This window comes from Micromonospora sp. MH33, from assembly GCF_003013775.1.
Taxonomy (GTDB): Bacteria; Actinomycetota; Actinomycetes; order Mycobacteriales; family Micromonosporaceae; genus Micromonospora; species Micromonospora fulviviridis.
This window is the reverse complement of record NZ_MUYZ01000324.1, coordinates 1-7570: the sequence shown is the minus strand read 5'-3', so window position 1 is coordinate 7570 and position 7570 is coordinate 1. Positions and strand designations below refer to the sequence as shown.

At 73.9% G+C, this 7570-nt stretch carries 8 protein-coding genes and 1 pseudogene; 5 read left to right on the top strand and 4 right to left on the bottom strand.

The window, feature by feature from the left end; translation table 11 throughout:
- Positions 1-264, top strand: a pseudogene (locus B0E53_RS30985) (nucleotidyltransferase family protein); the annotation flags it as partial.
- Complete coding sequence (locus B0E53_RS30980) at positions 257-1366, top strand: XdhC/CoxI family protein (RefSeq protein WP_107079227.1); 1110 nt, start codon at positions 257-259, stop codon at positions 1364-1366. The pseudogene B0E53_RS30985 and the gene B0E53_RS30980, both read left to right, overlap by 8 nt.
- Positions 1367-1395: 29 nt before the next feature.
- Here the strand turns inward: B0E53_RS30980 and argS are convergent, their stop codons facing one another.
- The 4 genes from argS to B0E53_RS30965 form a co-directional block, all read right to left on the bottom strand.
- Positions 1396-3114, bottom strand: a complete 1719-nt coding sequence (gene argS, locus B0E53_RS30975) for an arginine--tRNA ligase (protein WP_107079226.1) — start codon at positions 3112-3114, stop codon at positions 1396-1398.
- Positions 3115-3396: 282 nt separating this feature from the next.
- Positions 3397-4455, bottom strand: coding sequence for a tryptophan--tRNA ligase (gene trpS, locus B0E53_RS30970; RefSeq protein WP_107079225.1), 1059 nt, complete (start codon positions 4453-4455; stop codon positions 3397-3399).
- A gap of 89 nt (positions 4456-4544) precedes the next feature.
- Positions 4545-4712, bottom strand: a complete 168-nt coding sequence (locus B0E53_RS38070; protein WP_167364291.1) for a hypothetical protein — start codon at positions 4710-4712, stop codon at positions 4545-4547.
- 86 nt (positions 4713-4798) lie between these two features.
- Entirely contained in the window at positions 4799-5245 is a 447-nt protein-coding gene (locus tag B0E53_RS30965) for a PRC-barrel domain-containing protein (protein ID WP_107079228.1), read from the bottom strand.
- Between the two features lie 286 nt (positions 5246-5531).
- On the opposite strand from B0E53_RS30965, the gene B0E53_RS30960 reads away from it, so the two are divergent.
- The 3 genes from B0E53_RS30960 (at position 5532) to B0E53_RS30950 (ending at position 6925) form a co-directional block, all read left to right on the top strand.
- Positions 5532-5999: a hypothetical protein gene (locus tag B0E53_RS30960; protein WP_107079224.1), complete on the top strand. Its 468-nt coding sequence runs from the start codon at positions 5532-5534 to the stop codon at positions 5997-5999.
- A 70-nt stretch (positions 6000-6069) separates the two neighbouring features.
- Positions 6070-6630, top strand: coding sequence for an alpha-ketoglutarate-dependent dioxygenase AlkB (locus tag B0E53_RS30955; RefSeq protein WP_107079223.1), 561 nt, complete (start codon positions 6070-6072; stop codon positions 6628-6630).
- Between the two features lie 40 nt (positions 6631-6670).
- Positions 6671-6925, top strand: a complete 255-nt coding sequence (locus B0E53_RS30950; protein ID WP_107079222.1) for a hypothetical protein — start codon at positions 6671-6673, stop codon at positions 6923-6925.
- The last annotated feature ends 645 nt before the right edge of the window (positions 6926-7570 follow it).

Sequence of the window (7570 nt, the reverse complement as noted above, 5' to 3'; positions counted from 1 at the left end):
GGCGTCACCGCGGCGGCGGTCCGCCGGGTGGCCCGGCACGCCACCGCCGACAGCCTGGTGACCGCCGGCTACCCGGCCGGCCGCCGGGGCCATCCCGTGCTGCTCGGCCGCCGGCACTGGCCCGGTGTGGCGGCGGTGGCGGTCGGCGACACCGGTGCCCGCGCCTACCTGCGGGCGCACCGCGACGAGATCCGGGTGGTCGACTGTGCCGACGTGGCCGACGACGCCGACCTGGACGTGCCGCCGGGGCCGACGGATGCGTGAGATCCTGCCCGACCTGCTGCGCTGGTGGCGTGCCGGCGTGCCGGTCGGCATGGCTACGGTGGCCCGCACCTGGCACAGCGCCCCGCGCCGGCCGGGTGCGACGCTGCTGGTCGGCCCGGACGGCAGCGCGGTCGGCAGTGTCTCCGGCGGCTGCGTGGAGGCGGCGGTCTACGAGCTGTGCCGGGAGGTCGTCGCCGACGCCACGCCCCGGTTGGTCCGCTTCGGGGTGAGCGACGACGACGCCCTGGCCGCCGGCCTCACCTGCGGCGGGACCGTCGAGCTGTACGTCGAGCGGGTCGACCGGGAGAGCTTCCCGCAGCTCGATCTGGTCGCCGCCGAGGTGGCCGCCGGCCGGCCGGTGGCGGTCGCGACCTGTGTGGACGGGCCGCCCGGCCGGCGCGGCCGGCGGATCGTGCTGGCCGGCGACGGACGGCACGGCAGCCTGGGCGCCCCGACCGTGGACGCGGCGGTCGCCGCCGAGGCGCGGGCGCTGCTGGGCGCCGGCCGCTCCGGCGTGATCCGCCCCCGGCCGGCCGGGGAGGAGCTGTCCGTGCTGGTGGCGGCCACTCCGGCGCCGGCCCGGATGCTGGTCTTCGGGGCGGTCGACTTCGCGGCCGCGGTGGCCCACGTCGGCCGGTTCCTCGGCTACCGGGTGACGGTCTGCGACGCCAGGCCGGTCTTCGCCACCCCGCGGCGGTTCCCCGGGGCGCACGAGGTGGTGGTCGACTGGCCGCACCGCTACCTGGCCGCCGAGGCCGCCGCCGGCCGGGTCGACGAGCGGACCGTGGTGTGCGTGCTCACCCACGACGCCCGGTTCGACGTGCCGGTGCTGCGCCACGCGCTGGACCTGCCGCTGGCGTACGTCGGGGCGATGGGTTCCCGGCGCACCGCCGAGGACCGGCGGCGCCGCCTGCGCGAGGCCGGGGTGACCGAGGCGGCACTGGCCCGGCTGCACGCCCCGATCGGCCTGGACCTGGGCGGGCAGAGCCCGGAGGAGACCGCGGTCAGCATCGCCGCCGAGATCGTGGCGGTACGCCGCGGCGGTGGCGGCGCCCCGCTGTCCCGCTTGTCCGGCAGCATCCACGCGTACGCGCCCGGCTAGGGTCCGGACCATGAGCGTGCATCCCCGGATCACAACCGCTCGGGCGTACGGATGCCGAGCAGGTGGAGGCCCTGCCGGAGCACCCGCGCGGTCAGGTCGCAGAGCACCAGCCGGCTCTCCCGGACCGGCTCGTCGGCCCGCAGCACCGGGCAACGCTCGTAGAACGCGCTGAACGCGGTGGCGAGCCGGGACAGGTAGCCGGTCAGGTGGTGGAACTCCAGGTTCTCCGCCACCGCGCCGACCACCGCCCCGAAGCCGACCAGCTCGAAGGCGAGCGCCCGCTCGGCCGGCTCGACCAGCGAGATCCCCGCCTCCGGCCGGGCCGCCACCCCGGCCCGCCGGAAGATCGACCGGATCCGGGAGTGCGCGTACTGGAGGTAGGGCGCGGTGTTGCCGTCCAGCGACAGCATCCGCTCCCAGTCGAGCACGTAGTCCTTGTGCCGGTCGCTGGAGAGGTCGGCGTACTTGACCGCGCCGATGCCGACCGCGCGGCCCACCTCGGCAGCCTCCGCCTCGCCCAGTTCCGGGTTCCGTTCCCGGGCCAGTGCGGTGGCCCGGGCCACCGCCTCCTCCAGCAGCCCGACCAGTTTCACCGACCCGCCGGCCCGGCTGCGCAGCATCCGCCCGTCCGGGCCGAGGATCGAGCCGAACCCGACGTGCTCGGCCCGGGCCGGCGGGGCGAGCCAACCGGCCTGCGCGGCGGCGGCGTAGACCATCTCGAAGTGCCGCCGCTGTGGCAACCCGACCACGTAGAGCAGCCGGGTCGCGCCCAGCGTGCCGGTCCGGTGCCGGACCGCCGCCAGGTCGGTGGCCGGGTAGCCGTACCCGCCGTCGGACTTGCGCACGATCAGCGGCAGCGGCTCCCCGTCCCGGCCCACCGAGCCGGGCGGGAACACGCAGGCCGCGCCGTCGCTCTCCCGCAGCAGCCCGAGCCGGTCCAGCTCCTCGACGACCGGGCCGAGCAGGTCGTTGTAGCTGCTCTCGCCGTGGAAGTCCCGCTCGGTGAGGGTCACGTCGAGCAGGTCGTACACGGTCAGGAAGTAGCGCTCGGACTGCTCCACCAGCAGCCGCCAGAGGCGCAGGGTGCTCGTGTCGCCGCCCTGCAACGCCACCACCCGCTGCCGGGACCGCTCGCGGAAGGCCGCGTCGGCGTCGAACTTGGCCCGGGCCGCCGTGTAGAACGAGTCCAGGTCGCCCATCGACAGCTCCTGCGCCGCCTCGGCCTCGCCCAGGTCGACCAGGTGCTCGATCAGCATCCCGAAGGGCGTGCCCCAGTCGCCCAGGTGGTTGGCCCGCAGCACCCGGTGCCCCAGCCACTCCAGCAGCCGGGCCGCCGCGTCGCCGATCACCGTCGAACGCAGGTGCCCGACGTGCATCTCCTTCGCCACGTTCGGCGCCGAGTAGTCGACCACCACGGTCTCCGGTGTGGCGGCCTCGGGCACCCCGAGCCGCGCGTCGGCGGCCAGCGCGGAGACCAGCCCGGCCAGGGCGTCGTCGGCCACGGTCAGGTTGAGGAAGCCCGGTCCGGAGACCTCCGCCGCGCTGCACAGGTCGGTCAGTTCCGCGCGCTCCAGCACCTCGGTGGCGATGGCGCGCGGCGGCCGCCCGAGCCGCCGGGCCAGCGCCAGCGCCGCGTCGGACTGGAAGTCCGCGCGCTGGGAGCGCCGCACGACCGGGTCCACCGGCCCGCCGGCCACCGTGGCGAACGCCGGCGCCAGCCGGTCGGTCAGCAGTTTCTCCAGATCCATGGGTACGCCGATCTCGTTCGGATCCGCCGCTCGCGGATCACCGGATGGGGATGCGGGCGGACCGAGGACGATCGGCGATGACCGGCGGCTCGATCCGCCGGTCGCAGTGAGGAATGCTCAGCGCAGGCGGTCGCGGGACCGCCGGCGTCGCAGCGCGCCGAACAGGACGTCGGGGGACGCCGTCGGGAACGCGTGCGAGCTGGTCATGCGAGCAGCCTAACCGGCCGGCCCGGGGGCGGCGCAAGGCCGTACCCGGGCCGGCCGGCCGGCGTACCCGAAATCTCAGGCCGGCGTGCCGACGGCCTTGCGGTAGCGCTCGGCCCGCCGCCGCACCTGGGTGTACGCGCTGGTCAGGCCCATCGCCCGGCGCACCTCGACCAGGGTGCGGCGCACCTCGGCCCGGGTCCGCTCGGTGCCCTCGAAGATCAGCTCGTCGACCAGGCCGCGCTGCCCCTCGAACCGGGCCCGCCGCTCCCGCACCGGGTCGAGGAACCGGTTGAGCGCGCCCGCCAGTTCCTCCTTGACCTCGACGTCGCCGACCCGGCCGGCCCGGTAGCGCGCCTTCAGCTCCTCGACCTTCGCCCGATCCGGGTGGAACACGTCGAGGTACGCGAAGACCGGGTTCCCCTCGACCGTGCCCGGCACGTCGGCCCGGACCCGGTTCGGGTCGGTGTACATCCCCATCACCTTGCGCCGCACGGTGGCCGGGTCGTCGGAGAGCGCGATGGCGTTCCCCTTGCTCTTGCTCATCTTCCCCGCGCCGTCGGTGCCGACCAGGGTGGGCGTCTCCGACATGATCATCTCCGGCACCGGGAAGACCTCTCCGTAGAGGTGGTTGAAGCGCCGGGCGATCTCCCGGGTCACCTCCACGTGCGCGGCGTTGTCCTTCCCCACCGGGACGACCTGCCCCTTCACGCAGAGGATGTCGGCCGCCTGGAGGACGGGATAGCCGAGCAGCCCGTACGGCATCTCCTCCTTGCCGGCGTCCCGGCTCATCTCCTTGAGCGACGGGACCCGTTCCAGCCGGGGCACGGTGACCAGGTTCTGGAACAGGGTGTTCAGGTCGCCGACCTCGGGGATCGCCGACTGGAGGTAGAACGTGGCCCGGTCCGGCTCGACGCCGGCGGCGAGGATGTCGGTGACCATCTCGCGGGCGTTGTGGGAGACCTGCTCGATGTCCTCGCGGCTGTTCCGCGTGGTGAGCATGTGCAGGTCGGCGATGATGAAGAAGCTCTCGTAGCGCTGGTGCAGCTTCACCCGGTTGGCGATGCTGCCGACGTAGTGGCCGAGGTGCAGCCGCCCGGTCGGGCGGTCACCGGTGAGCATCCGTGCTGCGGACATGGTCGTACGCCTCTCGTTGCTGGTCGGTGGAGGACGCGCGGGCGCGCGGAGGAGACCCGGGATGTGCCCGGATCAGTGGGGGTGGCTCGTCAGTGCGAGCGCCGCCATCGCCCGCCGGCGCGGAACCGCAGCCCACCGGCACGGAGGACGTCGAGGATCTGCTCCCGACCGTCGTCGACACGGGCCGGGAGAACCGGAGCGGCAGCCGCCGGGAGACCGTCGAGGGTCTCCGGGGCGCAGGTGCTCGGCCGGACCATGCCTGACACGGTAGCCGGTCCACCGCCGTGCGCGCAGACCGGAACGCGCGACGGCCCGACCGGCCGCCGCGCGTCGCCCGCCCTGTTCAGCCCCGCCGGTAGCTCTCGGCGTAGTAGTTGCCGACCTGCTCGCGATACTCGGCGCGACCGACGTCGTCCGGATCGAAGGCCGGGGACTCCTTGACCTGCTCCCGGGTCCGGTCCACGTGCACGACGCGCTCCAGGTGGTCGACCCGGGCCACCGTGCCGACCGGCAGCAGCACCTTCCGGCCGAAGATCCACGGCCCGGTGTCCACCACCAGGTAGCCGGCGCCGGCGTCGTCGCTCGCCTCGTCGATCGCGCCGATCCGGCCGTCGGCCGCCTCCACCCGGTAGCCGGTGAGGTCGATCGGGGTGCCCGGGCCGGGCGCGTCGGGGCCGTCGTCGGCGGCGCCCGCCGACCGCTGCCGCGGCACGTCGTCCGGGCGGGTCTGCTCGTAGCCGCCGGCGAGGGCGGACGGATCCCGCCAGGTCCACGGATTGAACGGCTGCATGGTGGCCACCTCCGGGTGTCGTCGTGTCGCCACTCCGAACAGTGCCCCGAGGCCGATTGGGGGAAACACGAAAGCAATTCCAAATTCATCGGGGTGCGTATATGCGAGATACCTCATAGTCGGTGCCCGCCGATCGACTCTCCTGCTGCCGCCCAGGTGGCGGGCCGTGCCCCGGCCGCTCGACACATCCGGAAACGGGCCGGAGTGGTCACCACGCACATTCGTCCGGCCCGGCGCCGACACCATTCTGGTCCCGCACCCGTCGGCACCAGGAAAGGGAATGCAAATGCAGCGGCTCATTCGACGAATCGGCATCGCGGCGGCCGTGGCGGCCGTCCTGGTCGGGGTGGCGGGCACCGGCGCGCAGGCCGCGGTGGTCAACCCGTACACCCCGGAGGCGCTCTGCGGCCTCGGCTTCGTCGCCGTCGACCAGGACCCGATCCACGACACCGCCACCGGCGCGCGGCTCGGCACCGTCCACCTGCTGCGCAACCCCCTCACCGGGTACGGCTGCACGGTGACCCTCAAGTCCGCGTACGTCGGCACGCTCACCGGGACCCGCGTCTACCTGGACCCGGAGTGGACCGCCTTCGGCGTCGACGAGGGCAGCCGGCGCTACGCCGCCGGTCCGGTCCACCTCTACGTCGGCGGGGGCTGCGCGATCTGGGGCGGGTCGATGACCGACCCCGCCGGCACCGTCCACCACCACGACCGGGCGAACCCGGCGATCGGCGGGGCGGTCACCTGCTTCTGAGCGACCGTGCGGGGGCCGGTTTCGCGCGGCGCGCGGGCCGGCCCGCCGCTACGTTCGCCTGGTGGGCAGGATGCGAGGCATTCACGAGCGGCCGGTGGGGCTCACCTACCAGCCGGACCTGGTCGACGACGACGAGGAGCGCTCCCTGCTCGCCACCCTCGACGCGTTCGACTTCCACGAGGTCCGGATGCACGGGCAGATCGCCCGGCGCACCGTCCGGCACTTCGGCTACACCTACGACTACGGCTCGTTCCAGCTCACCGCCACCGAGGCGCTGCCGGTGGCGCTCCGCGGGGTGCGCGAGCGGTGCGCGGCGCTCGCCGGTGTCGACCCCGAGGCGCTCGCCCAGACCCTGGTCACCCGCTATCCGCCCGACTCCGTCATCGGCTGGCACCGCGACGCGCCCGCCTTCGGGCCGACCGTCGTCGGTCTCTCGCTGGGCTCCGCGTGCCTGTTGCGGTTCCAGCGCGGCACCGGGGAGAACCGCCGGGTGTACGAGCTGGAGCTGGCGCCCCGCTCCGGGTACCTGCTGACCGGGGCGGCCCGGTCCGCGTGGCAGCACAGCATCCCGCCGGTCCCGGCGCTGCGCTACTCGCTGACCTTCCGCATGCTCCGGCCGACGCGCTCCTGACCTGACCTGGGCCGACGTGCCGCTGGCATACTGGCCAGCCATGGTGTTGTCGCGTGGTTGGTCGCTGTTCCTGGTCGGGGTCGGAGTCTGGACCTGGGTGATCTGGCCGAGGTTCGCGGTCGCCATCTGGAACGACCCGCGGGCGTGGTCGGCCGGCACGGTAGGCGAGGGCAGCCCCACCGGCTTCCTCTGGGTGCACGCGTTGCTCATCGCGGCCTCGCTGGCCATCGGAACGACTGTCGGGGTGCTCGGCATCCGGGGCTGGCTCGCGTCCCGCCGCCGGCCGACCGACTGAGTGCTCCCGGGTGGGCGCGTCCGGACGGCGTTCGGCATCGCCGGCTCCGCCGCCCGAGGCGCTGTGTCTCCCATGCGCGGGCGGTTTTCGGCCGCCGCGCGGGGGATTCCGCCGCCGCAGCGCCGCTGGGCAGGCCAGATAGCTCTACGGTGATGATGTGACGCGGGACGCCACCCCCCGATTTGACGATCAAACCCGAACCCGCGTAACTTTCTCTCTGCCAGCGCGGAACGGGGCAAACGGGACGAAGGCCCCGGGTTCACCGACCGGGCTCGGCACCCGGAACCGCCGAGGTTGCACCTCGACGGAGCCGGATCGGGCGGGGCTCACCGAAACGCCGCAGGGCGGATTTGGTGGAGCGGAACCGACCGGGTAAGGTTGACGACCGGCAGGGCACCGGGCGAGCTAGCGGGAGACCGCAGCGGCCGGCCTGCCAAATCCGATGACCAGCAAGGCGGTTTTGCCGCTGCGCGAGTTCAGCGGGCGCCGACCCGTACGAAGCGTGACAGACCGGGACACACGGTTTGACACGGCGGAGACGGTGAGGTAACGTAGTAAAAGTGCCCGCCGCGAGAGCGGCGGGTGCGGACGAACGAAATGCCCCGGACGGGGGTCCTACGGAGTGGGGCTTTCGGATGGTGTGTG

What these genes read in the sequence shown, in the direction of transcription:
- B0E53_RS30980 (WP_107079227.1), top strand. Translation starts at nt 257, where the DNA reads ATGCGTGAGATCCTGCCCGACCTGCTGCGCTGGTGGCGTGCCGGCGTG.
- argS (WP_107079226.1), bottom strand. Translation starts at nt 3,114, where the DNA reads ATGGATCTGGAGAAACTGCTGACCGACCGGCTGGCGCCGGCGTTCGCC.
- trpS (WP_107079225.1), bottom strand. Translation starts at nt 4,455, where the DNA reads ATGTCCGCAGCACGGATGCTCACCGGTGACCGCCCGACCGGGCGGCTG.
- B0E53_RS38070 (WP_167364291.1), bottom strand. Translation starts at nt 4,712, where the DNA reads ATGGTCCGGCCGAGCACCTGCGCCCCGGAGACCCTCGACGGTCTCCCG.
- B0E53_RS30965 (WP_107079228.1), bottom strand. Translation starts at nt 5,245, where the DNA reads ATGCAGCCGTTCAATCCGTGGACCTGGCGGGATCCGTCCGCCCTCGCC.
- B0E53_RS30960 (WP_107079224.1), top strand. Translation starts at nt 5,532, where the DNA reads ATGCAGCGGCTCATTCGACGAATCGGCATCGCGGCGGCCGTGGCGGCC.
- B0E53_RS30955 (WP_107079223.1), top strand. Translation starts at nt 6,070, where the DNA reads ATGCGAGGCATTCACGAGCGGCCGGTGGGGCTCACCTACCAGCCGGAC.
- B0E53_RS30950 (WP_107079222.1), top strand. Translation starts at nt 6,671, where the DNA reads ATGGTGTTGTCGCGTGGTTGGTCGCTGTTCCTGGTCGGGGTCGGAGTC.